A 1,628-nucleotide genomic window follows, 5' to 3' on the forward strand; every position below is an offset into this window, starting at 1 on the left:
GATGTCGGATAGCAACGTGGCGCGAATGAAGAAGCGCTGCGTCGACGTGCTCGGCAGCGAAGGCGCTTACGACCGCGACCTCCGGCAACTCTGCCTCCTGATCGCGCGCCGCTGATGCTGGAGGTGCCGGGACTGGAGGTGCCGAACCGGCCCTGAGGCCCGGCCGCATGTTCCTGGCCTCCGGCTGGTCGGAAGGCCCGCCACACTGGCGGGCTTTCCGCGTTCATTGGCGTGCCGGTATCAAAGTTCTGGCTTCCATCACGTTGGATGGCCGTTTCCGTTGCCACGATCGCACGGAACGGTAGAGCCTTGGGAACGTTCTCGTCCTCGAACATCGCGGCCGCGATGTTCGACCCAATGCGTCAGCGCTAACGGGAGCTGAAAGCCATGAGCCTTGGAACCATACTGATCATCATTCTTATCCTTGCCCTGCTTGGCGGCTTCAGCGGCCTCGGCGGAGGTCCTTTTTATGGCGCCGGCTACTATGGCGGCGGCGGCCTCGGGCTCGTGCTGCTCATCGTCATCGTGCTTGTCGTGCTCGGGCGCATCTAGCCAGGCCCGCCCGGTTGTCGCCGACAGATCGCAATCTCGTGAGCGCCCCCAATGTCGGCGCGCACCGGATTGTGATGCAGGCAAGCCGGCTTGTGATCTTGCACTCTGCAAAACTTTCGTATGGTCATTGCGGTCCACACCCCCCCGTGGAAACAAGAGGAGAGGGTCCCACCCCTTATCCTCCTCCAAGGCCCGCTCCGGTTCACCGTGGCGGGCTTTTGCTTGATGGGCGAGGGAACCGGCTTGCATCAAGCTTCAAGGAAAGGCGGGTGTTTTCTGAGAAGTCTCCGTTCTGGCTGCGGCATTGAGCGCAGGCCGGATCCTGACGCCAGATTACTCCATGTCAGGTACGTCGCCGCTGACGAAGAGCGTGTTCGGCGGGCCGTATTCGCCTAGCGTCGGATCGGCCTCACGGCTCCAGGCGATGACGCCGGCATGCTTTGCCGCCAGAGCCTTGGCGGTGCGTATAGCGCGGTCTTCGCTTTGCTGGTCGGCGGGTCCAAAGGCTGGGAACAGCTCGCCATCCTCACCGCGATCGAAGGCGACCACGACGATCAGCCTGGGATTTTTCTGGCCACTGGAATCGGACATCTTGCACCTTTAGCGCGGAACCTATCACATTGCTCGGGGTTGAAGGCCGCGAATCGATGAATGCCGACTTTGGGGAGTGGCATCGTGCAAGATCAGCGTTTCGATGAGCCGGTCAGGATTGCGCTCGGCCGATCGCGAAACTCGATCTTCAACGTGGAGCGGGTCGCTCAGGCTGCAGACGTCCTGCTGAACCGCTGGCCGGTTGCGACCGGGCAAAAGCATATGGTTGCCCGCAAGGTCTGTCTGGCCGTGCTCGAGGGAAAGAAAGAAGTCTCGGCGGCAAGGGCGGCGTTCATTAACGCCGCGATCGAGGCGGACATCCTCGTCGAACCGCGTGAGGTGTCGATCCCGTAGCCTGCTCCGGTGAAATTGAATCAGGGTCTGGCTCCATCCCCTTGATGTATGCCTCTTTTTTGGCGATCGCCGACCGGCTTTTCGGGGGCCATATTGACCTGCCTCTCGGCGCGCCTTGCACGGTATTCCGC

At 61.9% G+C, this 1,628-nt stretch carries 3 protein-coding genes; 2 read left to right on the forward strand and 1 reads right to left on the reverse strand.

Going from position 1 to position 1,628, the window contains the following annotated elements; all coding sequences use genetic code 11:
• Positions 1 to 387 precede the first annotated feature (387 nt).
• A complete protein-coding gene (locus EN984_RS33840; protein ID WP_127268780.1) occupies positions 388 to 552 on the forward strand; it encodes a DUF3309 family protein in 165 nt (54 codons plus the stop codon).
• A 333-nt stretch (positions 553 to 885) separates the two neighbouring features.
• On the opposite strand, the gene EN984_RS33845 is transcribed toward EN984_RS33840, so the two are convergent.
• Complete coding sequence (locus tag EN984_RS33845; protein ID WP_127268781.1) at positions 886 to 1,143, reverse strand: hypothetical protein; 258 nt, start codon at positions 1,141 to 1,143, stop codon at positions 886 to 888.
• Between the two features lie 60 nt (positions 1,144 to 1,203).
• Here EN984_RS33845 and EN984_RS33850 point away from each other — a divergent pair, with 60 nt between their 5' ends.
• The gene (locus EN984_RS33850; protein ID WP_236382758.1) at positions 1,204 to 1,497 is read left to right on the forward strand and encodes a DUF982 domain-containing protein; all 294 of its coding nucleotides are present in this window, start codon (positions 1,204 to 1,206) and stop codon (positions 1,495 to 1,497) included.
• The last annotated feature ends 131 nt before the right edge of the window (positions 1,498 to 1,628 follow it).

It is taken from the genome of Mesorhizobium sp. M7A.F.Ca.CA.004.12.1.1, from assembly GCF_003997835.1.
GTDB lineage: Bacteria > Pseudomonadota > Alphaproteobacteria > Rhizobiales > Rhizobiaceae > Mesorhizobium.

Coding starts and splice junctions, on each gene's coding strand:
- EN984_RS33850 (WP_236382758.1), top strand. CDS start 1,204: ATGCCGACTTTGGGGAGTGGCATCGTGCAAGATCAGCGTTTCGATGAG.
- EN984_RS33845 (WP_127268781.1), bottom strand. CDS start 1,143: ATGTCCGATTCCAGTGGCCAGAAAAATCCCAGGCTGATCGTCGTGGTC.
- EN984_RS33840 (WP_127268780.1), top strand. CDS start 388: ATGAGCCTTGGAACCATACTGATCATCATTCTTATCCTTGCCCTGCTT.